Origin of the sequence: Sinomonas sp. P47F7 (assembly GCF_049332655.1) — a bacterium.
Classification (GTDB): domain Bacteria; phylum Actinomycetota; class Actinomycetes; order Actinomycetales; family Micrococcaceae; genus Sinomonas.
Genome location: NZ_CP186327.1, coordinates 631,485 through 655,435, shown reverse-complemented (window position 1 = coordinate 655,435; position 23,951 = coordinate 631,485). Strand labels below are relative to the sequence as shown.

24 protein-coding genes are annotated in these 23,951 nt (G+C 69.5%); 11 read left to right on the top strand and 13 right to left on the bottom strand.

Going from position 1 to position 23,951, the window contains the following annotated elements:
- Positions 1-3: 3 nt before the first annotated feature.
- Positions 4-813 (top strand): MBL fold metallo-hydrolase, encoded by an 810-nt coding sequence (locus tag ACOKR1_RS03240; RefSeq protein WP_422935333.1) that lies wholly within the window; start codon positions 4-6, stop codon positions 811-813.
- Between the two features lie 7 nt (positions 814-820).
- On the opposite strand, the gene ACOKR1_RS03235 is transcribed toward ACOKR1_RS03240, so the two are convergent.
- Together ACOKR1_RS03235 and ACOKR1_RS03230 are read right to left on the bottom strand one after the other, a co-directional pair.
- The gene (locus ACOKR1_RS03235) at positions 821-1,108 is read right to left on the bottom strand and encodes an acylphosphatase (protein WP_422935332.1); all 288 of its coding nucleotides are present in this window, start codon (positions 1,106-1,108) and stop codon (positions 821-823) included.
- 32 nt (positions 1,109-1,140) lie between these two features.
- Positions 1,141-1,731, bottom strand: coding sequence for a YdeI/OmpD-associated family protein (locus ACOKR1_RS03230; protein ID WP_422935331.1), 591 nt, complete (start codon positions 1,729-1,731; stop codon positions 1,141-1,143).
- A gap of 89 nt (positions 1,732-1,820) precedes the next feature.
- Between ACOKR1_RS03230 and ACOKR1_RS03225 the strand changes: the two genes are divergently transcribed.
- A complete protein-coding gene (locus ACOKR1_RS03225) occupies positions 1,821-2,360 on the top strand; it encodes an NUDIX hydrolase family protein (protein ID WP_415856039.1) in 540 nt (179 codons plus the stop codon).
- Between the two features lie 111 nt (positions 2,361-2,471).
- Positions 2,472-3,839 (top strand): DUF6707 family protein, encoded by a 1,368-nt coding sequence (locus ACOKR1_RS03220; protein WP_422935330.1) that lies wholly within the window; start codon positions 2,472-2,474, stop codon positions 3,837-3,839.
- Between the two features lie 104 nt (positions 3,840-3,943).
- Here the strand turns inward: ACOKR1_RS03220 and mctP are convergent, their stop codons facing one another.
- From mctP to ACOKR1_RS03205, 3 genes are all read right to left on the bottom strand, one after another.
- Positions 3,944-5,617 carry a monocarboxylate uptake permease MctP gene (gene mctP, locus ACOKR1_RS03215; RefSeq protein WP_422935329.1) on the bottom strand — a complete coding sequence of 558 codons (1,674 nt, stop codon included), beginning with the start codon at positions 5,615-5,617 and terminating at the stop codon, positions 3,944-3,946.
- Complete coding sequence (locus ACOKR1_RS03210) at positions 5,614-5,970, bottom strand: DUF3311 domain-containing protein (protein WP_422935328.1); 357 nt, start codon at positions 5,968-5,970, stop codon at positions 5,614-5,616. The genes mctP and ACOKR1_RS03210 overlap by 4 nt, the downstream gene beginning before the upstream one ends.
- 126 nt (positions 5,971-6,096) lie before the next feature.
- A complete protein-coding gene (locus ACOKR1_RS03205) occupies positions 6,097-7,545 on the bottom strand; it encodes a serine hydrolase (RefSeq protein WP_422935327.1) in 1,449 nt (482 codons plus the stop codon).
- A 93-nt stretch (positions 7,546-7,638) separates the two neighbouring features.
- Here ACOKR1_RS03205 and tgt point away from each other — a divergent pair, with 93 nt between their 5' ends.
- Positions 7,639-8,913, top strand: a complete 1,275-nt coding sequence (tgt, locus tag ACOKR1_RS03200) for a tRNA guanosine(34) transglycosylase Tgt (protein ID WP_422935326.1) — start codon at positions 7,639-7,641, stop codon at positions 8,911-8,913.
- On the opposite strand, the gene ACOKR1_RS03195 is transcribed toward tgt, so the two are convergent.
- Positions 8,895-10,262 (bottom strand): MFS transporter, encoded by a 1,368-nt coding sequence (locus tag ACOKR1_RS03195; protein WP_422935325.1) that lies wholly within the window; start codon positions 10,260-10,262, stop codon positions 8,895-8,897. The genes tgt and ACOKR1_RS03195 overlap by 19 nt on opposite strands.
- 236 nt (positions 10,263-10,498) lie before the next feature.
- Positions 10,499-12,025: a helix-turn-helix domain-containing protein gene (locus ACOKR1_RS03190; protein ID WP_422935324.1), complete on the bottom strand. Its 1,527-nt coding sequence runs from the start codon at positions 12,023-12,025 to the stop codon at positions 10,499-10,501.
- Between the two features lie 137 nt (positions 12,026-12,162).
- Here ACOKR1_RS03190 and aceA point away from each other — a divergent pair, with 137 nt between their 5' ends.
- Positions 12,163-13,494 carry an isocitrate lyase gene (gene aceA / locus ACOKR1_RS03185; RefSeq protein ID WP_422935323.1) on the top strand — a complete coding sequence of 444 codons (1,332 nt, stop codon included), beginning with the start codon at positions 12,163-12,165 and terminating at the stop codon, positions 13,492-13,494.
- An 83-nt stretch (positions 13,495-13,577) separates the two neighbouring features.
- Positions 13,578-15,263, top strand: coding sequence for a malate synthase A (aceB, locus tag ACOKR1_RS03180; RefSeq protein ID WP_422935322.1), 1,686 nt, complete (start codon positions 13,578-13,580; stop codon positions 15,261-15,263).
- Positions 15,264-15,402: 139 nt separating this feature from the next.
- Here the strand turns inward: aceB and ACOKR1_RS03175 are convergent, their stop codons facing one another.
- Positions 15,403-16,584 (bottom strand): acyl-CoA dehydrogenase family protein, encoded by a 1,182-nt coding sequence (locus ACOKR1_RS03175; RefSeq protein WP_422935321.1) that lies wholly within the window; start codon positions 16,582-16,584, stop codon positions 15,403-15,405.
- Between the two features lie 41 nt (positions 16,585-16,625).
- Between ACOKR1_RS03175 and ACOKR1_RS03170 the strand changes: the two genes are divergently transcribed.
- Both ACOKR1_RS03170 and ACOKR1_RS03165 read left to right on the top strand, forming a co-directional pair.
- Positions 16,626-17,360: a DsbA family oxidoreductase gene (locus ACOKR1_RS03170; protein WP_422935320.1), complete on the top strand. Its 735-nt coding sequence runs from the start codon at positions 16,626-16,628 to the stop codon at positions 17,358-17,360.
- A 177-nt stretch (positions 17,361-17,537) separates the two neighbouring features.
- Positions 17,538-18,389 carry a type IV toxin-antitoxin system AbiEi family antitoxin domain-containing protein gene (locus ACOKR1_RS03165; protein WP_422935319.1) on the top strand — a complete coding sequence of 284 codons (852 nt, stop codon included), beginning with the start codon at positions 17,538-17,540 and terminating at the stop codon, positions 18,387-18,389.
- A gap of 94 nt (positions 18,390-18,483) precedes the next feature.
- Here ACOKR1_RS03165 and ACOKR1_RS03160 read toward each other — a convergent pair whose 3' ends face one another.
- The 3 genes from ACOKR1_RS03160 to ACOKR1_RS03150 form a co-directional block, all read right to left on the bottom strand.
- A complete protein-coding gene (locus ACOKR1_RS03160; RefSeq protein ID WP_422935318.1) occupies positions 18,484-19,200 on the bottom strand; it encodes a hypothetical protein in 717 nt (238 codons plus the stop codon).
- Positions 19,201-19,400: 200 nt separating this feature from the next.
- Complete coding sequence (locus tag ACOKR1_RS03155) at positions 19,401-20,492, bottom strand: Vms1/Ankzf1 family peptidyl-tRNA hydrolase (protein WP_422935317.1); 1,092 nt, start codon at positions 20,490-20,492, stop codon at positions 19,401-19,403.
- Positions 20,493-20,494: 2 nt separating this feature from the next.
- A complete protein-coding gene (locus ACOKR1_RS03150) occupies positions 20,495-20,683 on the bottom strand; it encodes a DUF1918 domain-containing protein (RefSeq protein ID WP_415856142.1) in 189 nt (62 codons plus the stop codon).
- A 257-nt stretch (positions 20,684-20,940) separates the two neighbouring features.
- On the opposite strand from ACOKR1_RS03150, the gene ACOKR1_RS03145 reads away from it, so the two are divergent.
- The 3 genes from ACOKR1_RS03145 to ACOKR1_RS03135 all read left to right on the top strand — a co-directional run bounded on the left by ACOKR1_RS03145 (position 20,941) and on the right by ACOKR1_RS03135 (position 22,929).
- On the top strand, positions 20,941-21,492 hold the full coding sequence (locus ACOKR1_RS03145; RefSeq protein ID WP_422935316.1) for a hypothetical protein: 552 nt from the start codon (positions 20,941-20,943) through the stop codon (positions 21,490-21,492).
- A 59-nt stretch (positions 21,493-21,551) separates the two neighbouring features.
- A complete protein-coding gene (locus ACOKR1_RS03140) occupies positions 21,552-22,193 on the top strand; it encodes an SAM-dependent methyltransferase (protein ID WP_422935315.1) in 642 nt (213 codons plus the stop codon).
- A 91-nt stretch (positions 22,194-22,284) separates the two neighbouring features.
- Positions 22,285-22,929: a TetR/AcrR family transcriptional regulator gene (locus ACOKR1_RS03135; protein WP_422935314.1), complete on the top strand. Its 645-nt coding sequence runs from the start codon at positions 22,285-22,287 to the stop codon at positions 22,927-22,929.
- A 15-nt stretch (positions 22,930-22,944) separates the two neighbouring features.
- Here ACOKR1_RS03135 and ACOKR1_RS03130 read toward each other — a convergent pair whose 3' ends face one another.
- Together ACOKR1_RS03130 and ACOKR1_RS03125 are read right to left on the bottom strand one after the other, a co-directional pair.
- Positions 22,945-23,595, bottom strand: a complete 651-nt coding sequence (locus ACOKR1_RS03130) for a LytR C-terminal domain-containing protein (RefSeq protein ID WP_422935313.1) — start codon at positions 23,593-23,595, stop codon at positions 22,945-22,947.
- Positions 23,596-23,610: 15 nt separating this feature from the next.
- Entirely contained in the window at positions 23,611-23,910 is a 300-nt protein-coding gene (locus ACOKR1_RS03125) for a type II toxin-antitoxin system VapB family antitoxin (protein ID WP_415856147.1), read from the bottom strand.
- Between the last annotated feature and the right edge of the window lie 41 nt (positions 23,911-23,951).

Below are 23,951 nucleotides of genomic sequence, written 5' to 3'. Positions count from 1 at the left end.
GCCATGTGGGTCACCAGCTCCGCCCTGACGCGCTACCGGCTCGCGCCGAACCCCGGGCCGATGAGCCTCGACGGGACGAACTCGTACGTCATCTCGGCTCGAGACGTCTCGGGCGAGGACGCCGCGAACGCGAGCGTGCCCGTCGTCGTCGTCGATCCAGGACCGCGGGACGCGACGCATCTCGCTGAGCTCGCCGCGGCGGGGCGGGTCGAGCTCGTGCTCATCACGCACCACCATCCCGACCACACCGAGGGTGCCGCGGACTTCCACCGGCTCACGGGTGCGCCCGTGCGTGCGCTCGACGCGGCGCTGTGCCTCGGCGGGCCCGCCGTCGTGGACGGCGAGGTCATCGAGGCCGCTGGCGCGCGAATCGAGGTGCTCGCCACGCCCGGGCACACCGCGGATTCGATCTCCCTCCTTCTCGCGGACGACGGCGACCACGGCTCCGTGCTGACCGGCGACACGATCCTGGGGCGCGGCACGACCGTCATCTCGTATCCCGACGGGCGGCTCGGCGACTACCTCGCCTCGATGCGGCGGCTCGAGGGCCTTGCGCTCGCGGCCTCCGGTCCCATGACCGTGCTCCCCGCGCACGGGCCGGTCCTGCCGGACCTCGCCGCCGTGGCCCGCGCGTATCTCGCGCACCGCGAGGAGCGGCTCGATCAGATCCGCGAGGCGCTCGCCGAGCTCGGCGACGACGCGTCGGTGGGCGCCGTCGCGGATCTCGTGTACGCGGACGTCGACCCGTCGGTGCGCCGCGCCGCCGAGAACTCCGTGGCCGCGCAGCTCGACTACCTCCGCGGCTGGGCCTAGCCGGCGCTCACCAGAGCGAAAAGCGCCTGAATTCCCCCGTCGCGGGCCCGATGGTCGCCTCGATGCCCTCGACCCGCCCGGGCGTGTCTCCGGACTGGAGCCACTTGAGGAGCTGTTCGACGTCGTCCAGATTCCCCTCCGCCACGATCTCGACCGTGCCGTCGAGGCGGTTGCCCGCGCTCCCCACGAGGCCGAGCCGATCCGCCTCGCCCCGCGTCCAGTAGCGGAAGCCCACGCCTTGGACCATCCCCTTCACCGTCGCGTGCAGCCGCGCCTCGGGAGTGTCCTGTGACATGGGTCCAGTCTGCTACGGCTGCGTCGTCTCTGCTACGGCACGCGCTTCTGCGGGTGGATGGTCTCGTGCCGGGCGAGCATTGCCACGAAGTCGGCGATCTTCCGGGCCCGCGTCTCGGGCTTCTTGGCGGATTCCGTGCGGTAGATGAGGGCGTAGCGGTTCACGGCGGTGAGCACGTTGAACATTGCCTGCGCCTCGGGGTTCGCCGCAATCGCGTCGGCGAGATCCTGCGGGACCTCGGCTGAGGCCTGCCCCGCGTACGCGGCCTCCCAGCGCCCGTCCTCCTTGGCGGAATTGACGACGGCGCGGCCCGCCTCCGTCATGAGGCCCGCCTCCTCGAGGCGCTCGACGTTCGCGACGTTGAGCTTGGACCATTTGCTCTTCGGTCCCCGCGGCGTGAACCGCGTGACGTAGCTGCCGTCGTCGCGGCGGCCGATCTGGCCGTCAACCCACCCGAAGCACAGCGCGCCGTCGAGCGCTTGCTCGAAGGCGAGGTTCGTGACTGCGCCGCCCTTCTTGTGGAGCACGAGCCACACGCCCGAGCTCGTGGCATGGTTCTCGGCGAGCCACGCGCGCCACGCGTCGGAGTCGGGCACGAGCAGCTCAGGAAGGTCCACGGCCATGAGCCAAAGGGTACCGGCCGCCCCTCCCCGGCGGACGCACCCTGTTCGCGGGCATGACGCCCCGAGGCCACATGTTGTAGAACATAACCATGGCAGTGCGCACCCCCGACCCGTATCCAGGCTGGCTGTCCCCCGAGGACCTGTATGAGGCCCGGAACCGCCTGCCCATGCTCTACGTCGAGGCGGTCCCGGTCCGCCTCGACCCTCTCGGGTACGTCAACGAGGTGGGCCTCCTGCTCCAGGCGGACGACGACGGCAACATGATGCGCACGCTCGTCTCGGGCCGTGTGCTCTACAAGGAGACGATCCGTGCTGCCCTGCTCCGGCACCTCGAGAAGGACCTCGGGCCCCTCGCGCTCCCGCAGCTTCCCGTGAGCCCCGTGCCGTTCACGGTCGTCGAATACTTCCCCTCGCCCTCGCAGACCGGCTTTACCGACGAGCGGCAGCACGCCGTGGCCCTCGCGTACGTGATTCCGGTGGCGGGCGAGTGCCAGCCGCGCCAGGACGCGCTCGAGCTGACCTGGATGTCCCCCGCCGACGTGCTGAGCGGCCCGGTCCAGGCCGAGTTCATGGGCGGCCGCGGCGAGCTCGTGCGCCAGGCGCTCGCGTTCGCGGGCATCCCCGGCTGAGTCCGCTCGGGGCGCACCCTTCACAGGCGCCGCCTTGGCGCGCCTCCGGCACGGCCGTTACCGCTTCTTTATAGACTGGCGACGGACCGACAGCTACTTGAAGGACTCCGCATGCAGTACAGCCCAGACACCGAGCCGAGCGGGTCGATGCCCTCTGGAGCCGAAAGGCTACTGGAGATCGAAGCCTCCGAACTAAGCCCGGGCCAGCGGCTCGTGCTCCCGGACGGAGAGACCACGGCAAACGTCCTCGACGTGGACGCGGTGCTGGACGACTACGAGCAGCCCGCGCTCTACTTCGCTGCGCTCGACAATCACGTGAACCTCCGCGTCGCGCACGGAACGGTGGTCCGGATCGTCGTTCCCAAGCCGGCCCGGCCCGCGGACCTCCTCTTCGCGGGACCGAAGGCGCCAGACGCCGGGGACGCCGCGAGCGAGCCCGAGACCCCCTCGCCCAAGCGCGAGGGAAGCCGGGCCGATCTGCTGCGGCGGGCGCTGGGCCTCGCGAACCCCCGCGACAACGAGGTGCCGAGTGACGGCGCCGAGGCCCCCTTGAACGCGACCGAGTCACCCAAGCTTGCTGCGGCTCCCGCAACGGACGACGGCGGCGAGGCCCAGGGCGCGTCCGGCACGAGTGCTTCTCCCGAAGCACAGTCCGCCTCGCTGGCCGAGGCCCCCGCCCCCGAGTCGGGCCACGAGAGGCCGCGCCACGACGACGCGGGCGGAACCTCCTTCCTCGACGACGCGGCGTTCGACGCCGACTCGCACGACGACGAGCGCCCGCCCACCAGGATCACGCTCGACACGGGGGACGTCGTCGTCGTTCCCGGGAAGTCACGCAGCGAGGCGACCGGGCCCACGGCTGCCCAGCTTGGCCTCATCCCACCGCTCGAGGGCAATCCCGAGGACCTCATCCGGCACATCGACGCGACCCACCCCGGACGGCACGCCGTCCACGAGCTCTCGGAGCGGCTCGCGAGGGGCGTCAACATGAAGTCGGGCGCGTGCCTCAAGGACCTCCGCGATCTTTCGTTCGAGCTCTACCTCGGGCAGCGCGACGCCGACTACTCGCTCAAGGTCGCCGACATCCTCGCGGTCGTTCCGTTCGACGGCAACCCGGGCCGCTGGTCGTCGGTCGAGTCCGCGCTCGCCCTCGCGGCGCACCTTGCCCGCGAACGCAACGAAGAGGGGCGCGCCGAGGTGTACTGCGAGCTCCTGCGAGCGCCCGAGACGGCCGAGACGGATCCGTTCAGGGCCCAGATGGCGGCCCGCGTCCGGCAGCGCACGCTCAACGAGCCGAACCTGTACGACAAAGAGGCGACGCGCGCCGCGAACGCCGGGGACGAGGCCGAGGAGCGCAGCTGGCGCATCCTCCGCCTCGACACGCTCCTGCATCTCCGTGCGCACGGCGGCTCCGAGGTCTACGACGACGACGAACTCGACCGTCGAATCCGGATCGAACTCGACGCCGTCGCCCGTTAAGGCAAGCCAGCGCCGTCGCCCGTCACCCCACACCGTCTCGAGTACACCAACGCCCCTCACACCGTCTCGGGTACAGATCATCTGTACCCGAGACGGGTGGGTGGCTAGGCGACCGGCGGCGGGCCACCCGGCCTGACGAACCGCTCCGCCTTCTCGAGCTGAACCACCTTGGGATCCGTCTCGTCGGCGCCGAAATCGGAGGGACGCGTGAGGTCCTTGCCCTGCGGCACCTTGAGCGCGCGGAACACGAGCGTGAGCACGACCGCGACAATCAGGTTGAGCGCGAACGCCGTCACCGCGATGTACACGTTGATGTCCGTCCCCGGGATCGGCGAGAGCGATCCGCCGAAGTGGGCCTTCGTGGTCGGGTTGACCACGTTGTACGCCGAGATCGTTCCGAAGACGATGCCCACGGCCCATCCGATGAGCAGGGCCCACCGGTCGAACCAGCGCGTGTACAGGCCCGCAACGACCGCGGGGAACGTCTGGAGGATCCAGATGCCGCCGAGGAGCTGCAGGTTGATCGCGGTGGTCTGGTCCATCGCGATGACGAACACGAGCGCGCCGACCTTCACGAGGAGCGAGACGACCTTCGAGACGTTCGCCTCAGTCTTCGGGTCCGCGTCCGGCTTGAAGAAGTCGCGGTAGATGTTGCGCGTGAACATGTTCGCGGCCGCGATCGACATGATCGCCGCGGGCACGAGCGCGCCGATCGCGATCGCCGCGAGCGCGATCCCCGCGAACCAGGACGGGAAGGCGTCCAGGAACAGCTGCGGGACCACGAGCTGCGGGTTGGCGGACCCGTCGAGGTCGATCGGCTTGGTCCCGGCCTTGATCGCCACGAAGCCGAGGAGCGCAAGGAACCCCAGCATGAGCGAGTACAGCGGCAGGATGGCTGCGTTGCGGCGAATCGTGTTCCGGCCCTTCGACGCGAGGACGCCCGTGATCGAGTGCGGGTACATGAACAGGGCCATCGCCGAGCCGAGAGCGAGTGTCCAGTAGGACGCGAAGTTCGTGGGGCTCGTGATGAAGACGCCGGCGGGCTTGCCGGTAGCCTGGTTCACGGTGCCGAGCTTGGCCTGCGCCGCGTTGAAGATCGTGTCCCAGCCGCCGAGCTTGATCGGCAGATAGATGACCGCGACGATGATCGCGAGATAGATCAGGATGTCCTTCACGAATGCGATCATCGCCGGCGCGCGCAGGCCCGAGGTGTACGTGTACGCGGCGAGGACCACGAACGCGAGGATGAGCGGGAGGTCGGTCAGAAGCATGTTGCTCGAGCTGCCGAGGCCGAGCACGGTGAGGACCGACTTGATCCCCACGAGCTGGAGCGCGATGTACGGCATGGTCGCGACGATGCCGGTGAGGGCGATCGCGAGCGAAAGCCACCGGCTCCCGTAGCGCCCGCCCACGAAGTCGGCGGCGGTGACGTAGCCGTGCCGGTGGGACACCGACCAGAGTCGGCTCATGATGATGAAGATGATCGGGTACAGCACGATCGTGTACGGCACCGCGAAGAAGCCGCTCACGGCGCCCGTGGCATACATGGCGGCGGGCACCGCGACGAACGTGTACGCCGTGTACAGGTCGCCGCCGAGCAGGAACCACGTGATCCACGTGCCGAAGCCGCGGCCGCCGAGGCCCCATTCGTCGAGGCTGTGCAGCCCCGTGGCTTCCTTCGAGCGCCGCCAATTCGACGCCATGAAGCCCATGATGGCGACGACGACGAACAGCACGATGACGATGGCGAGTGCCACCCAGTTGACTTCGCGGGTCATGCCGCATCACCGCCCTTGGGCGCCGCAGCCGAACCGGCCCCGCGAACTGCCGCCCGCCGTCGTCGGTCCTCCGAGACGGTGAGCCAATAGGCGATGCCGCTCAGGGTCGCCGAGATGGGGACCCACAGGAGCTGGTACCAGTAGAAGAAGGGCATGCCGCCCCATCGCGGCTGATCGAACGAATAGAGCGACGGCACGAGCGGCAGGACGATCGCGGCCGCGAGCAGGATCCCTGCGATGACGTAGGGCAGGGGCCGTGCGGGGCCGCGGGTTGGCGTGTCGCGGGTGAGCCCGCCGGGCGAAGCTTCGGGGTTGGGGCGCTGGTCGGGCGCTGGCGTGTCATGACCGGACATCAGGACCTCCTTGTCGGCCGTCCGGCCGCCACCCAGGTGCAAGAGCGACGGCAGGGCGAAGGGCGCGTAATCCCCCGCCGTCTTTGTATCGCAGTTTGACGCAGCCCGGAAGGGGCCACACCGGATCTAGCCCGCGATGCCCGCGAGGGCTCCCTCGAGCTGCTTGAAGAGGATGGCCGGGCCGTTGGGGTTCGGCAGCTGCGTGTTGATGAGGATCGCGGCCGTCATGCCCGTGGAGGGCTGGTACATCGTGAGGGATTCGTAGCCGAGGCCCGTCCCAGTGTGGCCCCACCAGCCGTCGATCTCGCCCGCGGCGAGGCCGTAGGCGTCGTAGTCCGGGCTGCCAGGGTCCGTGCTGGGCTGCGAGACGGCGGTGAGCCGCTGCCGCTCGACGGATGCGGGTAGGAGCGCCCCCGAGCCGAGCGCGTGGCCCCACCGCAGGAGGTCGCCGATGTCGCCGAACAGCCCGCCCGACGCGCCGTACAGGGACGGGCTCACCTGGGCGAGGCTCTCGAGGTTCGAGTTGCTATCGATCTCGTACGGCGTCGCGACGGGCCGCGACGGGTCGCTGCTCGAGGGGTCGCCGGCCCCCGAGTACCCCACCGAGCCAAGCCCGAGCGGCGTCAGGATGCGCCGCTGGACCTCGTGGTCCCACGAGTTGCCCGTGACGGCCTGGACCACTTTGCCGAGGAGCACGAAGTTCGTGTTGCTGTACTCGTAGGCGCTCCCCGGCGCGAAGTCGAGCGGCTGCGCGAACGCGTAGCCGAGGAGCTGATCGTCCGTGAACGATCCCGTGTAGTCGGTGCTGAGCTGGTCCGAGAAGTCCTGCGTGCCCGAGAACTCGGCGAGGCCCGAACGCATCTCGAGGGCCATGCGCACCGTGATCTGGCTCCCCGCGTCCGCGCCGTTGTACTGCACCGAGGCCAGGTCGGGCGCGTAGCGCGAGATCGGGTCGTCGAGGCTCAGCTTGCCCTCCGCGACGAGCTGCAGCACGACCGTCCCCACGAAGCTCTTCGTGATGCTGCGGAACGCCGAGCGCGTGTCCGCCGACCACACGACGCCGTCCGACGCGTCCCCGACCGTCGCGAGGTACTGGTTCTGCCCCGCGGACACCGCGACGGCGACGCCCGCCGCGCCTTGGTCTGAGACGAACTGGGAGACGACGTCCTGCGCCGCGGCCGGCAGCGCCTGCCACGGCTCGCCGGAGCTTGATTGGCTCGCACCCGCTTGGCCAGCGCCGGATTGACCAGCGCCGGATTGACCAGCGGACGACGGCGGCGCGCTGGCTTGGCCGGACCCCGCCCCTTGAGAGGGCTGCGGCGAGCTCTTCGCCGCGCCCGAGCGTGCGGGAACCGGGGTGACGGCCGACGGCGGCGGCGTGGGCACGCGCCCCGTTCCGGCCGCGCGGACCGCGCCTGCGGTCAGACCCGCCATGCTGACCGTCCCGGCGGCGACCAGAAGCACTGCGCCGAAGGCAAGGAGGGTGAGCCGCCGCCGTCGTACGCGCGCCGTCCGCCCGAGGATCCGCTCGAACGGAAGCCGCCGGCGCCGCCTGGCGCCTCCCCCATGCCTCATGGACCCTCCTCTTGCTCTGGGATGAGATTAGGGGACGACGCTGTGCCCGGACTGTGCGGCGCGCTGATGCGTAAATCGGTACGGCACACTTGGATGGTGCCTTCCGACCATCCGCGCCAGTCCGAGTTCGCCTTCCGCGTCGACGCGCGCCTCACGGGCGATCCCGGCAAGGGCAGAGGCGGGGACGTAACGCTCGGCCGGACCGGCACGATCACGACGCCGCACGGCGAGATCCAGACGCCCGCGTTCATCGCGGTCGGCACGAAGGCCACGGTCAAGGCCGTCCTGCCGGAGTCGGTCCGCGACCTCGGGGCGCAGGCCGTGCTCGCGAACGCGTACCATCTGTACCTCCAGCCGGGGCCGGAGATCCTCGACGAGGCCGGCGGGCTCGGGAAGTTCATGAACTGGGCCGGGCCCACGTTCACGGACTCGGGCGGGTTCCAGGTCATGAGCCTCGGCTCGGGCTTCAAGAAGGTCATCGAGATGAGCGTCGCCGCGAGCGCGCCAGCCGGGGCGGACGACGCCGTGGCCCCCGGCAAGGAGCGGCTCGCCCACGTCGACGAGGACGGTGTGTGGTTCACGAGCCACCTCAACGGCGACCGGCACCGCTTCTCCCCCGAGATCTCGATGAACGTCCAGCACAAGATCGGCGCGGACATCATGTTCGCGTTCGACGAGCTCACCACGCTGCAGAACTCGCGCGGCTACCAGGAGGAGTCGCTCGAACGCACGCGCCGCTGGGCCGAGCGCTGCGTCGCCGAACACTTCCGCCTCACGGACGAGCGCGCGGGCAAGCCGTACCAGGCCCTGTTCGGCGTGATCCAGGGCGCCCAGTACGAGGACCTCCGCCGCAAGGCGTGCCGGGACCTCGGCGCCATGCCGTTCGACGGTTTCGGCATTGGCGGCGCGCTCGAGAAGGAGAACCTCGGCACGATTGTGGGCTGGTGCTCCGAGGAGCTGCCCGAGGACAAGCCCCGGCACCTGCTCGGAATCTCCGAGCCGGACGACATCTTCGTGTCGATCGAGGCGGGCGCCGACACTTTCGACTGCGTCTCCCCGACGCGCGTGGCCCGCAACTCGGCGTTCTACACAGCCGAGGGCCGGCTCAACCTCGCGGGCGCCAAGTACCGCCGAGACTGGGGTCCCCTCCAGGACGGCTGCGACTGCTACACGTGCCAGAACTACTCGCGCGCCTACATCCGGCACCTCTACAAGGCGAAGGAACTCCTCTCCCACACGCTCATTTCGATCCACAACGAGCGCTTCGTAGTGCGCATGGTCGACGACGCGCGAAAGGCGATCGAGGACGGCACCTTCTGGGAGTTCAAGGCGGAGACGCTCGGGCGGTACTACGGGGCGCGGGTGTAGTCGAACGCGTGGCCGAGCTCGTCGTCGAGCGGGGTCGGCTTCTTCTTGCTCGGCAGGAAGAAGATGTAGACGACGAGCGAGATCACGATCGTGACCGTCACGTACGTGAAGAGCCACTCCTTGTGGCCCGAGCTCGAGAGCCACTCGCCGATGAACGGAACGGTGCCGCCGAAGAGCGAGTTCGCGACCGCGTACCCCAGACCCACACCGAGTGCCCGGATGGAGGACGGGAACAGCTCGGCCTTCACGAGCGCGCTGATCGACGTGTAGTTCACCACGATCACAAGACCAGCGAGCATGAGCACGAACGCGACGATGGGGTCCTTGACGCCGGCCAGCGTCGCCATGATGGGCCACGTGAAGATCGCGCCGAGCACGCCGAACACGATGAGCTGTGGGCGGCGGCCGATCTTGTCGGAGAGCAGGCCGAAGACCGGCTGCAGGAGCATGAACACGAAGAGGGCCCAGAAGTTGATGACCGACGTCTGCGTCTTCGAGATGTGGGAGACGTTGTTCATGAAGCTCAGGATGTACGTCGTGTACAGGTAGAACGCGCACGTCCCGCCCATCGTCAGAAGGACGACGACGACGAACGCCTTCCAGTGCTTCGTGAAGAGCAGCTTGAGCGTGCCGGGCTCGGCGCTCGCCTGGTTCTCGGCAACGTGAGCCTCCGCCGCGCGGACCTGCGCCTGGGGAATGGTCTCGTCCATCGTGCGGCGCAGCCAGAGGACCACGAGGGCCGCGACGGCGCCAATCGCGAACGGGATGCGCCAGCCCCACGCCTTGAGGTCCCCCTCGCCCAGGACCGATTGCAGGATGACGAGCGTGAGCAGCGCGAGCACCTGCCCGCCCACGAGCGTGACGTACTGGAAGCTCGAGAAGAAGCCCCGGCGCTTCGCCGTCGCGACCTCACTCATGTAGGTGGCGCTCGTGCCGTACTCGCCGCCTACGGAGAAGCCCTGGAGGAGCCGCGACGCGTACATGAGGACGGTCGACCACACGCCGATCTGGGCGATGCCCGGGAGGACTGCGACGAGCAGCGAGCCGACGCCCATGAGGCTCACGCTCACGGTGAGGGCGGCCCGGCGTCCTCGACGGTCGGCGAACCGGCCGAAGTACCAGCTGCCCACAGGGCGCATAAGGAAAGTGAGGGCGAACGTCAGATAGGCGTCGATCTGCGCCTGGACCGGGTCCTTGCCGTTGAAGAAGTAGGTCGCAAAGTAGGAGGAGAACGCCGAGTAGACGTACAGGTCGTACCACTCGATGAGGTTTCCGGCCGAGCCCTTGAGCGTATTGGCAATGGCGCGCCGAGTTACCGCGGCCGGCGTGCTGCTGAGTGCAGTCGTCATGGTGCGTTCGAGACCTTTCCGCCAGGCGCCCCGCTGCGCCCCGGCCGCGGGCCACGATACTTCGTGCCCGGGCCTCCGCGGGGGTTTAGGTCATATTGGTCACGCGACTTGTCAAACGTTGCGGGGTCGCGTCCCCCACGTTGCGGGGTCCCGTCCCCCACGTTGCGGGGTCGATGTCAGGACAAAGACCCCACAACGGGGCGCCAGAGACCCCGCAACCGCCGGGGACCGGGGGGTCAGGCGCCCGAGTGGGCCTCGAGGAACGCGTAGACCTCGGTCTCGTCAACGCCCGGAAAGGCGCCCGGCGGCATGGCCGCCAGGAGATGGGAGTGGGCGCGCGCGGAGGGCCACGCGCTGCCTGCCCAGTGCTCGCTCAGCTCGCCGGGCGGCCGGCGGCAGCACGAGGGGTCGGGGCAGCGCGAGGTGGCACGCGCCGTCGTCTCTCGCCCGCGGAACCATTTGACGTGCTGGTAGGGCACCCCGACGCTCAGGGAGAACTCGCCGCTCGCGCTGCGCTCGGTCCGCGCGGTGCACCAGAACGTGCCGTTGACCGTGTCGGTGTATTGGCTGTACGAGCTGAACTTGTCCGGCACGCCGAACACCACGCGGCTCGTCCATGCCTTGCACGCGGGCTGCCCCTCGATGGCGCCGGTGTGGTCCATGGGGAAGTTCACGCCGTCGTTCTCGTAGGCCTTGTAGATGATGCCGCTCTGATGCGTCTTCTGGAAGTGCGTCGTGATGCCGAGGTGCTGCGTCGCGAGGTTCGTAAATCGATGCGCGGCGGTCTCGTAGCTCACGGCGAAGGAATCCCGGAGGTCCTCGACGGATATCTCCTTGCGGGCCTTGGCCTGTTGGAGGAACTCGACGGTCGTGTGCTCGGGGAGGAGGAGGGCCGCGGCGAAATAGTTCGTGGCCACGCGCTGGGCGAGGAAGTCGCCGTAGCTGCTCGGCGTCTCGTGGCCCAAAACGTAGTGGCCCAGGGCCTGGAGGAGCACGGAACGGGGGTCGTGGTCGGAGCGCTGGTTGTGCGTGAGATAAATCCGGCGATTCTTCAGATCGGTCACCGACCGCGTCGAATGGGGCAGATCGCCCACGTGCTGCAGGGTGAAGCCGAGGTGCGTCGCGATGTCGGAGATGAGGTGCTGGCTGAGCGGACCGCCCGCATAGCCGACGGCCTTGAGCACCTTCTGCGCCTCGGCCTCGTACTCGGGGAAATAGTTTCCACGCTCGCGCATCATGAGCCGCAGCTCGCCATTCGCGCGGCGCGCCTCCTCTGGCGTCGCAACCTGCTCGTTGAGCTTGCGCTCGAGCTCCCGCAGCAGGCCGAGCTGGGACTCGAGAACGTCGACCGGCGTCCGTGAGCTGATGCGGATCTTGGGCAGGTTGAGGGACTCGTAGAGCGGGCTGCGCTGATACCGCTCTAGCTCAATCTCGAGCGCGGCGCGACGGCTCGGCGGCTCCGCGCCGAGCAGGGCGTCCACGCCGACGCCGAGGGCGCTCGCGAGCTGCTGGAGGAGCCCGAGCTTCGGCTCGCGCTTGCCGTTCTCGATGAGGCTCAGCTGGCTCGCGGCCGCGCCGACCGCGGTGCCGAGCTCGTCGAGCGTGAGGCCCGCGGCCTTGCGCAGGTGGCGGACGCGGCGGCCGAGGCTGATGACATCGACGCCGGCACCTGGGACGGTCTCGACGCCCTTCCGGGCAGCGGACGACGGCGTGGGGCGGCTCCAGGACGTGGTGGGGGCCGTGGCGGGGCTCGTGCGCGACATTTCTTGAGAATACGTGAAGATCTGCGTTTCTTTCCAGCACTTTTCTCTGGTCGAGGGGTTGCAGACCCGGAAAAGTTGATGTCACGAGGAATTCAGGTCAGTGAATTCACGTCAGTGATCAGTCGAAGGAGACAGCGATGACCGCGCAGCCCGAGCAGCCCCAGACCCCCCAACAGCAGGCCGAGGCCCTCACGCTCGAGTGGGCCGCGAACCCCCGCTGGGACGGCGTCACGCGCGACTACACGGCGGAGGATGTCGTCAAGCTCCGGGGCCGCGTCTCCGAGGAGCACACTCTGGCCCGCCGCGGCGCGGAGAAGCTGTGGAAGTCCGTGACCGAAGGCCGCGCCGACGGCGCCGGCTACATCAACGCCCTCGGCGCCCTCACCGGCAACCAGGCGGTCCAGCAGGTCAAGGCCGGCCTCAAGGCCATCTACCTCTCAGGCTGGCAGGTCGCCGCGGACGCGAACCTCTCGGGGCACACCTACCCCGACCAGTCCCTCTACCCCGCCAACTCGGTGCCCGCCGTCGTGCGCCGGATCAACAACGCGCTGCTCCGCGCGGACCAGATCGAGTTCTCCGAGGGCAAGCAGAGCGTCGAGGACTGGCTCGTGCCGATCGTCGCGGACGCCGAGGCGGGCTTCGGCGGCCCGCTCAACGCGTACGAGCTCATGAAGTCCATGATCCAGTCGGGCGCCGCGGGCGTTCACTGGGAGGACCAGCTCGCGAGCGAGAAGAAGTGCGGCCACCTCGGCGGCAAGGTGCTCATCCCGACGCAGCAGCACATCCGCACCCTCAACGCTGCCCGGCTCGCGGCCGACGTCGCCGGCGTGCCGAGCGTCATCATCGCGCGCACGGACGCCGAGGCGGCGACGCTCATCACGAGCGACGTCGACGAGCGGGACCAGGAGTTCATCCTCCGAGAAGACGGCAAGCCCGTGCGCACGCCGGAGGGCTTCTACAAGGTGCGCAACGGCGTCGAGCCCTGCATCGCCCGCGCCAAGGCGTACGCCCCGTACTCGGACCTCATCTGGATGGAGACCGGTACCCCGGACCTCGAGCTCGCCCGCAAGTTCGCCGAAGCCGTCAAGGCCGAGTTCCCGGACCAGATGCTCGCGTACAACTGCTCGCCCTCGTTCAACTGGAAGAAGCACCTCGACGACGCCACGATTGCCAAGTTCCAGCGCGAGCTCGGCGCCATGGGCTTCAAGTTCCAGTTCATCACCCTCGCGGGCTTCCACGCCCTCAACTACTCGATGTTCGACCTCGCCCACGGCTACGCCCGCAACGGCATGAGCGCGTACGTCGAGCTCCAGGAGCGCGAATTCGCCTCCGAGGACCGCGGCTACACCGCGACCAAGCACCAGCGCGAAGTGGGCACCGGCTACTTCGACCTGGTCTCCACGGCGCTGAACCCGAACGCCAGCACCCTTGCCCTGGTGGGATCCACCGAAGAGGGCCAGTTCCACTGATCGAACGGACGACGGCGGGCGGCGAGCTGTTCTGCCCGCCTCGCCTCCCGCCGTCGTACTTCACGCACTTCAGGAGACCTTCCATGAACACCTTCCCCCGCCCTGATGATGTGACCATCAACGGCATCACCCTCACCGCCCAGCCGCTGGCCCGTCAGCATGAGATCGCGACCTCGGGTGCGCTCGAGTTCGTGGCGAAACTCCACCGCGCCACGGCCAGCCGTCGGCAGGAACTGCTCGAGGCCCGGCACGAGCGCCGCGCCGCGATCCGCAAGGGCCAGGACCCCCGGTTCCTGCCCGAAACCGCGGAGATCCGCAACGACCCGACGTGGCGCGTGGCCCCGCCCGCCCCCGGGCTCGAGGACCGTCGCGTCGAGATCACGGGCCCCGTGGAGCGCAAGATGACCATCAACGCGCTCAACTCGGGGGCCAAGATCTGGCTTGCCGACCTCGAGGACTCGCTCACGCCGTCGTGGCGCAACGTGATCCAGGGGCAGATCAACCTCATCGACGCGCTCACGGACCGGATCGACTTCGTCTCCCCCGAGGGCAAGGAGTACCGCCTCCGCCCCGCCGAGGAGCGCCCGACGATCGTGGTCCGACCGCGTGCGTGGCACCTGCCCGAGAAGAACATGCTCGTCGACGGCAAGCCGATCGCGGGCGGGATCGTGGACTTCGGCCTCTTCTTCTACCACAACGCGAAGCGGCTCATCGCGGACGGCAAGGGCCCGTACTTCTACCTCCCGAAGATCGAGAACCGGCTCGAGGCGCGCCTCTGGAACGACGTGTTCGTGCTCGCGCAGGATCTGCTCGGCATCCCGCAGGGCACCATCCGCGCCACCGTGCTCATCGAGACCATCACGGCCGCGTTCGAGATGGAAGAGATCCTGTACGAGCTCCGCGACCACGCCGCCGGGCTCAACGCGGGCCGCTGGGACTACATCTTCTCGATCATCAAGAACTTCCGCACCCGCGGCCCGCGCTTCGTGCTCCCCGACCGCGGCCAGGTGACCATGACGCAGCCGTTCATGCGCGCGTACACCGAGCAGCTGGTCCGCGCATGCCACCGCCGCGGCGCGATGGCGATCGGCGGAATGGCCGCGTTCGTGCCGAACCGGAAGGACCCGGAGGCCAACGCGATCGCGTTCGAGAAGGTCCGCGCCGACAAGACGCGCGAGGCCACTGACGGCTTCGACGGCTCGTGGGTGGCCCACCCCGACCTCGTTCCAGTGGCCCGCGAGGTGTTCGACTCGGTGCTCGGCGACCGGCCGAACCAGCTCGACCGCCTCCGCGAGGACGTGACCCCGGAGGACCGCGCGCTCATCGACGTGGCCTCGTGCACGGGGACGATCACGGAGGCCGGCATCCGCAACAACATCGAGGTGGGCGTCCGGTACATCGAGGCGTGGCTCCGTGGCAGTGGCGCCGTCGCGATCCACAACCTCATGGAGGACGCCGCAACCGCGGAGATCTCCCGTTCGCAGATCTGGCAGTGGATCTACTCGCACGCCATCACGGACGAAGGCGAAGTGATCACGCGCGAATGGGTCAAGGAGCTCTTCGAGGAGGAGTTCGCGAAGCTCGAGCGCTTCGACGGCGACCGCTTCCAGGACGCTCACGAGATCTTCGAGGAAGTCGCCCTCGCGCCCGAGTTCCCGACCTTCCTGACCCTCCCGGCCTACGCGCGGTACCTGTGCGAAGACGCCGGCAAGGAGGACGAGTACGAGGCCGGACTGCCCGAGCCCGCACGGACGGTGTCAGCGGCGTAGTCGGGGCAAACTTCCCGACGCCGGCAGCGGAATCGCAACACGCACCCCGAAGGTCGGGGGCCGGCGATCGGGAACAAAGTTGAGGGGTCGGACCGCGTAGTGGTGCTGCGCGGTCCGGCCCCTCGACGTCCCCCGTGCCCTAGTCCCCTACGAGCATTCGCCCCACGATGAGCCGCATGATCTCATTCGTCCCCTCGAGGATCTGGTGGACCCGGAGGTCGCGAGCGATCTTCTCGACCCCGTACTCGTGCAGATAGCCATAGCCGCCGTGAAGCTGGATCGCCTGGTTCGCCACCTCGAACCCCGCGTCCGTGGCTACACGCTTGGCCATTGCGCACAGCCGCACGGTGTCTGGGTCGTTCCGGTCGAGGGCGTCGGCTGCGCGCATGAGCAGGCTGCGGGCGGCCTCGAGCTTCATCTCCATGTCGGCGAGCTCGAACACGAGCGCCTCCTTGTCGGCAAGCCGCCCGCCGAACGCCGTGCGCGTCTTGAGGTAGGCGACCGTCTTCTCCAGCGCGGCCTGGCCACCGCCGAGCGAGCACGCCCCCATGTTGACGCGCCCGCCGTTGAGCCCCTTCATCGCGATGCCGAACCCCGCGCCCTCCTCGCCGAGCCGATTCGAGGCGGGGACGCGCACGTTCTTGAAGACCACCTGACTCGTGGGCTGGGCGTTCCAGCCCATCTTCTTTTCGTTGAGGCCGAAGGAGAGGCCCGGCGATCCCGCAGGCACGAGGAAGGCCGTGATGCCGCGATGGCCCGTGTCTGCCGTGCGGGCCATGACGATGTACAGGGCTGAGGTCCCCGCCCCGGAGATGAATTGCTTGACGCCGTTGAGCACGTAGTCGTCGCCATCGCGCGTGGCCTTCGACGTGAGCGCCGCCGCGTCCGATCCCGCGCCCGGCTCCGTGAGGCAATAGCTGCCCAGGCCCTCCATCGAGACGAGCTGCGGGACCCACTCGGCGCGCTGGGCGTCGGAGCCGAACTGGTCTACCATCCACACGATCATGTTGTGGATCGAGATGTACGCCGCGATGGTCGGATCGGCCTTCGCCAACTCCTCGAAGATGAGCACCGCGTCCGCCCGCAGGAGCCCGGCCCCGCCGTGTTCCTCCCCCACGTAGATGCCGCCGAGCCCGAGCTCGCCCGCCTCCCGGAGCACGTCGACGGGGAAATGCTTCTGCGCGTCCCATTCGAGGGCGTGGGGCGCGAGCCTCTCGGTGGCGAAGTCGTGGACGGTGTCGACGAGGGCGCGCTGGTCCTCCGTGAGTTCGAAAGTCACGGTGTCAGTCTGTCCCCAAGCCGGCCCCAACAACAGACTCATGCTCGGGGAATATCCCCTCGCGCCGAGAACTTGAAGGTTTCATGAACGTTGACATCTGGTCCGATATCGCCTGCCCGTGGTGCTTCATCGGGAAGCGCCGCTTCGAGAAGGCCCTTGCGGAGTTCCCGCACAAGGACCAGGTGACGGTCACGTGGCACAGCTTCCAGCTCGACCCGAGCCTCCCCGAGCACTACGACGGCACCGAGCTCGAGTACCTGAGCCAGCGCAAGGGCCTGCAGCCGGCCCGCGTCGAGCAGATGTTCGGGCACGTCGCCCAGGTGGCCGCGCGCGAGGGCCTCGCCTATGACTTCGGCAAGGTCGTCGTCGCCAATTCCTTCGCGGGACACGAGCTCATCCACCTCGCCAAGGCTGTGGACGCGGCGGGCGCCGGGACCGGCGCGGGTCCCAAGAACACGGCCGACGGCGTCAAAGAGGCGCTGCTCTCGGCTCACTTCGAGAAGGGCCAAGACATCGGAAGCCGGGAGGTTCTTGTCGAGGTGGGCGTCGCAGCTGGGCTCGCCGAGGCGGACATCACCGAAGCTCTCGACGCCGGGACGTACCGTGACGCCGTCCACGCGGATATCCGTGAGGCGCAGTCGCTCGGCATCCAGGGCGTGCCGTTCTTCGTGCTCGACAACAAGTACGGCGTCTCCGGCGCGCAGCCCACCGAGCTGTTCGCGCAGGCCCTCGACACCGCGTGGCGCGAGTCGAACCCTTTGGTGATGGTGGGCTCCGAGGAACTCAACGGCGAGGCGTGCGGCCCCGAGGGCTGCTGACCGAGCCCGCCCCCTGATTCCGACCGGGATTGACGGCCTCCGACGGCATCACCTCGGCGCGTTGCGGCCCGACACGGCTTGTTGACGTTTGAAGCCGGTCGGAATCCGTGGGCCGAGTTGTCCACAGAGGCCCGAGGCCGGCTGCGGGGCCGGTTGGCCGGGCCCGAGGATGGACCCATGGGGGATTCCGGCCGGTTGGGCCACGTCATGCGCATGTTCCACGGAGTCTGCCGCCTGCGCGACCTCCTCCAAAGGGGAGTCTCGGAGCGTGAGGTGCGCGCCGCCGTCGTACGCGGGGAACTTGTCCGCGTTCGCAAGGGGCTCTATGCGCTCCCGGACGCCGACCGGGCGTTCGTCGCGGCCCGGCGGACTCGGTCGCTGTTAACCTGCGCCTCGGCCGCGAGCTTCTACGGCCTGTGGACGCTCCCGCCGCCGGGCCAGAGGCCGAACCAGTTCCACCTCTTGCGGCAGACGGGGGCGGACGCGCCGAACGCGATCATCCACCGCGACAGCTGGGTGCCGCCTGATGAGCACGCGCCGGTCGCCGGGCTCGCCGATGTGGTGCTGCACGCGCTCCGCTGTCTGCCCGAGTTGGAGGCGCTCCTCGTAGCGGAGTCCGCCATGCATCGCGGCCTCTCCCTCGACTTCCTTCGCGAGCGCCTGCCAGGCAATCGGAACGCGCCGGCCCGCGCCGTCCTGGACCTCGTCGACACGGGTGCGGAATCGCCCATCGAGACGCTCGCGAGGACCCACCTTCGGCGAGCGGGCTTTCACGTCGAGGCTCAGGTCGAGATCGACGGCGTCGGTTGGGTCGATCAGCTCGTCGAGGGATGGCTGATCCTCGAACTCGACGGAAAGAGCCACGAGGAGCGGGGGCAGCGGGACAAGGACCGGCGCCGGGACAGGGCTGCTCAGCTCCGCGGGCACCCGGTCTTTCGCTACGGCTATGCCGAGGTGGTGCATCGGCCCGAGGCTTTCGTCGCCGAAGTCGCTCGGATGCTCCGGTTTCCGACCGGGATTGACTCGTAGCTGGGCCGGTCATCGGCGTGTCACCCCCGACACGCCGACGACGGCCTTTCGAACCTGGTCGGAATCCGGATAGCGGGCGATGAGGGTCGCGGCGTCAGGCGCTCGGCCGCTGCCTCCGGACGAAGGCACGCATCGCCACGAACGCGATCCCGAGGAAGAGCGCCCCGGCCCCGCCCCAGATCAACGGCAGCGGGAGCGTGGTGTCCGCGGCGGCGAGGCTCACCCGCGCCGGGTTCGGCGCCGCGTCCTGAGGCACCACGGTCGTTGCGGCCGTGCCGACGTTGCCGGAGGTGGCCCCCGTCGCGGTGACCGTCTGCGTTCCCGCGGCATCATGGGGCAGGGTCATCGCGACGTTAAGCGATCCGTCGGCCGACGCCGCCTTGCCGAAGGTCGGCGCCTCGGCCCCGACGGCGCCGAGCGTGATGCGCCGGCCGTTGGGACCGCCAAGGATGATCGTCACGCGTTCGCCCGGGCGGAATGAACCGGGCGCGAAGATGATGGTGATCGTTCCGCCCGGGATGGGCAGACCCGTGATCGCGATGCTGCCGCGGGGCACGTAGCCGCCGTGCCCGCCGCCCTCGTCCTGGCCCTGGTCGTCGCCTTGGCCGGAGCCCTGCCCTTGATCGCCCTGGCCGGACCCCTCGTCCTGCCCTTGGTCATCGTCCTGCGCGCGGTTCGCGGCTGGCCCGGATCCGACAGCGGGCAGTGGACCGGCCGCTGGCAGCGGTCCCGCGGCGCTCGCGGCGACGGGCTGTACCGCGACTAAGGCCGCAACGGACAAAGTCAGTATGGCGAATGCCTTCTTCAACATAGCTTGGTCCCCATTCTTCAAGCGATGGTTAGAAATCCGCCCAGCATCAGCGGGGCGGACAGGTGAGGCACGCTCAACCTATCCGGATTTAACCAACATGTGAAAGGGGAAAAATCAGATGTGTCACGATGTTTACAAGATAGTCATCACGCCGGGGATCACCGACCACATGGCGCGGGCTGGGCCCTCGACGACGAGCGTTACCAGCGCAGGAGCGCCGCGGCGACATCGCCGTCGAGCATCCCCGCCGGGTACAGCACGGTCTCCGCGCGGGTGAGCACGGCGGCCCGCAGGAGCGTCGCCGCGGTGCCGGCGAGGCCGAGCACGGGGGCGCCGATCGCGCCGTCCTCCGTCTCCGCAAGCCATGGCTCGGTGCCAAGGGCCACGAGCCGCTTCCCCTCCGCCGCGGAGGGGCAGAGCAGCAGCGTGTCGACCCGGCCCTCCTGGAGCGCGCGGAACGTCTCGGACCAGTCGCCCGCGGCCTGGCTGCCGAGCCCGGCGACGAGCCGCTCGAGCGTCTCGCGCTGCCGGCGCGCCGCAACGCCGGCGACGACGGCGCTCACCTCCTCCTCGAAGCGGGCGCGGCCCCCGCCGGGCGCGAGCGAGTTCATGTCGATCGTGAGCGTGAGCCGGAGGGCGCGCTCGCTCAGCGCGCCGCGGACCTTCGTGCGGGCCCGCTCGTCGCCCGCGAGCACCACGAGCTGGACGCCGCCGTCGTCGACGAGGCGATTGACCTCGGCGGCGACGTCCGCCCCGTTGCGGCGCCAGATCTCCTCCGTGCGGTGCTGGTACTTCCCCTGCGAATAGCCGCCGAGCGGCACCTTCGTGATGTTCTCGGTGATCCCGTGGACCTCGTGGCGGACGGCCGACCGCGCCGCCGACGCGCGGTGCCGACTGATTTCAGCGTCCGCGCGCTCGGCCTCCACCACGAGATAGTCGACGTCGGAGCCGCGAACCGCTGCGAGCGGGAGCAGGTCCGGAATGGGCGCGATCTCAACGAACGGCTGGGTGGGCGCGCCGGGCAGCACCTCATTGACGGCGACCTGGCCACCGTGGATCAGCACGAAGCGCGACGCCGGGCTCGCAGCCCCCTCCGCTGTCCAGTCGACGCCCTCCGCGGCCCGGGCGTCCGGATCGGCGGCCCCGGCCCTCGAGAGGGCGCGCGCGATCACCTGGCCGAGGGTGTCTGCGCGCCCGAGGGTCGCAACGCTTCCCGTGCTCACTTCCGCGTGGACCATGCACCAGGGACCGGGCCGGCGCAGGACCTCCATGAGGTCCCCGAGCGCGCGCACCGTCAGGTGCTCGCCTTCTCCACGACGAAGTCGCCGCCGGGGAAGACGACGGACTCGTGGCCATCGTCGAACCGGACCAGATAGGGCGGCTCGCCGTTGTCTCCGCGAACCTCGATGATCTCACCGTGCCGATCGTGGGACTCCACGGTTCGGCCTCGGATGACGATCCGATCGCCCTGTACTGCGTTCATGGCGGATCACCTCCTTGTGCTCCCGAGCGTACGTAGCGGCGTCCGCGCGCGGAAGGGGCCGAGCAGTGATGCACGGGGGCGCGCGGGGCGGGCGCGCGGGGCGGGCGCGCGGCGCCGGGTGCCGCGCGCAAAGGGCGCGTCAAAGGACGACGGCGGGGCGTTGGGATTCCGTCAAGGGCCCGTTCGCGGCGTCGCGCCGGTGTTGTCATGGTTCTGCGACCACTCGCGCCCCGCGGGCGGGTCCCGGGAGGACAGCCATGAACATCATCTCGAGCACAGTTCCCCTCGTCGTCCTCGACGACGCCGGGGTATTCCGGCGCTATCGCGACGTCGGGGCGCTCGTTGGGTCGGGCCAGCGGCCCGAGTCGACCCGCTGCGTCGTGGACAGGGACGGGCAGTACTTCCACCTCGAAACCGATCCGGCTGGAAACCTCCGGCTCAGCCGGCCCTTCGGCCCGATCGAGTTCCACTCCTTGCGGGGGCAGTTCGTGCGCGACCAGCATCGGCATCCCGAACTGCACCGCATCCTGCGCGTCTACCCGGACACGATGGGCGCGTTCCTCGACTCCCTCTTCGAGGAGCTCGCGCTCGAGGAGCCGGGCGACGAGCAGCAATGGCTCGTCATCGCCGGAGGCCAGACGTTGCGGGCACCCGGCCTCGACGCCGTGGACCGCCGGGTGGTCCGCGCGCCCGAGGCTTCGGTCGTCGTCGACCCCTTCGGCCACCGGTACCGCCCGCGCATGGTGCGCCGGGGCGGGCTCGCGCGGCGGCTGCGGGGCCGGCCTGTCTACGTCGAGATTGCGGGCTAGCCAGCCTCTTGGCCCGCTCGGCCTTGCGCCCAGGCGTCCACCGCCGATAGGTGTTGACCATGCACAGCGATGAGACGCGGCCGGCGTCGGAGTTCTGGGACGAGCTGTACGGCGAGCGCGAGCAGGTGTGGAGCGGCAAACCGAACCCTGCCCTCGTGAGCGAAATCGAGACGGTCGCGCCCGGGCGAGCGCTCGACCTCGGATGCGGCGAGGGCGCCGACGCCCTGTGGCTCGCGCAGCGGGGCTGGACGGTCACGGGCGTGGACATCTCCGGTGTCGCCCTCGAGCGGGCCGCGCGCCACGCGCAGGAGGCGGGCCTCGAGGATCGGACCGTGTGGCTTCACCGCGACCTCGCGGAGTGGCAGCCGGACGCCGAGTACGATCTCGTGTCCGCGCAATTCCTGCACTCGCCGCTCGAGTTCCCGCGCGAGCGCGTGCTCCTGACGGCCGCGCGGGCCGTGGCGCCCGGCGGGCTGCTGCTCGTGGTGGGGCACGCGGACTTCCCGCCGTGGGCGCAACACGCGCATGAAGGCGAGCGCGCGCAGCCGCCCACGGCCAACGAGCTCGCGCTGGCGCTCGGCCTCCCCGAAGACCAGTGGACGGTCGAGGCCCGCACGTCCGAGGGCCGCGAGGCCACGGGCCCGGACGGCCAGAAGGCGATCCTGACCGACGCCATCCTGAAGGCCCGCCGAACCGCCTAACCCCGCCCCGAGGCCGTCTCGGGTACAGCTACCCGAGACCCGAAGCGGGTGGCTGACACTCTTTGGTGACACTTTGACCTAAAATGTGGGCATGCCCCGCATTCAGGCCGAGTCGAACGCCGCCCAACGTGCCCTCACGCAACGCCGCATCCTCGACGCGTTCGGCGAGCTCCTGTTCACCCGCGGCCTTCCCGGGCTCACGATGACCGACGTCGCGCGTCAGGCGGGAATCGGGCGCACAGCCGTCTACAACTACTACGCCGACCTCGAGGAGCTCCTCATCGGCTACGCACTCGACGAGACGGGCCGCTTCCTCATCGAGCTCAAGGAGGAGCTCGCCGCGCTCACCAACCCCGTGGACCGGCTGGCCGTCTACGTGCGCGCTCAGGTCGAGGACCTCTCCCGCCGCCACCTCCCGCCGGGACCGGCGATGCGCGCGGTGCTCTCGCCGTCGTCGTTCGCGAAGCTCGGCGACCATGTCGGCGAGCTCAACGCGGTGCTGCGCGACATCCTCAGGACCTGCATGGACGAGGGGTACATCCCACGCGCCGACCTCGAGGAGCTCGCCCAGCTCGTCCTGGGCTCGCTCGCCGCGAGCGCCGACCGCGGCCGCAAGGAGGGCGCCCAGGACTCCGACCCGGCCACGCCGGCCGATCACACCGAGGCGACCGTGCGCTTCATTCAGCGCGGGGTCGGTGCGCGCTTCGACGAGATCGGGCGTCCGGTCCGGAGCTGACGCGGGGCGGCGGCGCTACTGCGGCGGGGTCACCGGCACGAGCGGACTCGGTGTCGCGCCCTCGCAGAGGAGAGTGCCCGGAGTCTGGTCGATGACCCCCGGATCCTTGAGCTCCTTGAACGAGGGCAGAAGGATGAGGTCCACGGTCGTGTCGCCGCGGCCGTCGAGCCGGAAGACGCTCCCGGGGACGTGGCGCTGGACCGTGAAGGCCGCGCTCTCCCCGGCGGGTCCGGCGACGATGACCGCCGTGGGCGATCCCGCCGCCTTCTCGTTGTCAACGGTGCCGACGGCGAACTTCCGCTGCGCGAGCTGGTCGCCGATGGTCTTCGCGAGACCCTCCTTGCCGGCCGCGTTGAAGACGTTGACGTGCACGGACTCGGGCGGCGAATAGTCGAACGTCGCAGACGGGCAGCCGAGCGTCTGAGCCGCGGAGGCCTGGGGCTGCGGAATCACGAGCCGGCCGGTCAGGACGGCCCACGCCCCGCCCGCTCCGAGCACGACGATCGCCACGAGGAGAGTCAGCATGACGCCGTGCAGGATCCGCCGGCGCAAGTGGCCACGGTGCCCGGTCTCATCCGGGTCCGGCTCGAACTGCGAGCGCAGCTGCTCCCCGTTGACAATGCGGTGCCCGTGGTAGACGTCCAGATCCTTGTGCTTATGGCTCACTGTTGCGGCCTCGGATCAAGCGTCAAGGTCCAGGACGCGGGCGTGGATGGCCGTGCGCTGGTGGAGCGCCGTCCGGAGCGCCCGGTGGAGGCCGTCCTCGAGATACAGGACGCCCTTGTACTGCACGACGTGCGGGAACAGGTCGCCGAAGAACGTCGAGTCCTCGGCCAGGAGGGCCTCGAGGTCGAGCGTGCGCTTCGTGGTGACGAGCTCGTCGAGCCGCACGGCCCGCGGAGGAAGCGCGGCCCAATCCTTGGGCGTGTTGTACCCATGGTCCGGGTAGGGGCGCCCATCCCCCACTGCTTTGAAGATCACACGACTAGAGTAAACAAGCCCGCGCCTACCACCATGCGGAC